The organism is Salinibacter sp. (genome assembly GCF_042218895.1).
GTDB lineage: Bacteria > Bacteroidota > Rhodothermia > Rhodothermales > Salinibacteraceae > Salinibacter.
The window spans coordinates 1-1,347 of sequence record NZ_JBDGQQ010000073.1; the positions used below are offsets into that span (position 1 = coordinate 1).

General features: G+C 54.7%; 1 pseudogene. It reads right to left on the reverse strand.

The features are described 5' to 3' along the window. Positions 1–960 precede the first annotated feature (960 nt). Positions 961–1,347 (reverse strand): annotated as a pseudogene (locus ABEL04_RS07010) (hypothetical protein); the annotation flags it as partial.

Below are 1,347 nucleotides of genomic sequence, written 5' to 3' on the forward strand. Positions count from 1 at the left end.
GATCGACGCCATCGTTACAGCCCCCTCCGTCCCTTACGGGTTCGTCGTAAGTCCCGCGGTCGCGGCCCGGGACTCCGCAGGCTCGCCTCACCAACCGCGTCGGTGTACGCTCAGACGGGGCGGGTTGTCAGGACCGAACAGACTGCTCCTCCTTCGAGAGGGGACGAGGAGAATCTTCCCGTGTCGTGGCAAACTGAACCAAATGCCTCTTCCTCCTGCATGAGCAGGACCCTCGTCCGAAGAACTCTACGCGCCTTGTCAGGACATCCGTTCTTCGTGAGCCCGCGCCCAGTCCAGGACGCCGCCGGCCCGTGGTCCGAATCCAAGCGCGACGAGACTGAGGAGGGATCACTCGTGAAGAGACATAGATTTGGCCGAAGAGTCTTCTCGAAGTCCGAAGGCAAGATCCGTAAATCGTTCTATAATCCTCCTTTAGTATTGACCAGGATCGCCCCGCTACTATTATCTAGCCCAAATCGCATCTGCGCCTGTTGAGCGTCGAAATACTGGATGTACTTCACATCGGTCGCCTGTATGTCCTTCAGTGAAGAGACTGGCCCAAATGGGCTTCCCCCACCATCGACGTAAACCTTGATGGGAGTAGGATTTCGAATGCTCTTCCGTCCCCGCCTCTCAAGCCAGACCGAACGATGCTGTTCGACGAGATCGTACGCAGACAGTCCTGTCACCGAGGAAGAGAGCTCACTCACCACCAAGCGGTTCGGCCCCGAGCTGGCCCCCTCCGAGGCTGAGTTCCTCAGAGAACTACAGGCAAAAAACGAAGAAGCGACCGCAAGGATGGAGAGTAGTCTAAACCAATCCCTAGTATTTCCTGCTCTTTTCATTTGCTTGTGTTTACATTTTTGCAAATTGTAAGTAGGAGCGGTTCATGTTCACAGGTACATAGAAGATCCATGTCTCCCGTCGTGACCTTTCATCAGTGGCGTTGAACCAGGATTCCTACCCCCCTCCGGTCGGCACCACTCGAAATTTGGCTGATCGCTCAACCTGTTGGTCACTTCGTTCATCCGTCACTTGGATGGTAACAGTCAGCTTCGTGTCGGCCTCCACGCCCCAGTCCTTCAAATCAAGGAGAATATACTCTTTCACTGTCCGGCGTTGCCCTGTCCGAGTCCTGGAGACCGAGGTCCGGCGTCCCTCTGTGTCCTTGAACAGTTGCTTTAACCGTCCCCGATCCGTCCGTCGATACATTTTGTAACGAACGGTATAGCGCGTCTCATTGGCACTGCCTTTCCGCATATGATACACTTCAAAGTAGAAGGCAAGAGATGCGTTCTCGCTAATTTGGGTAAACGGATAGGGATGATCTAGTTCACGTGTAGGCGC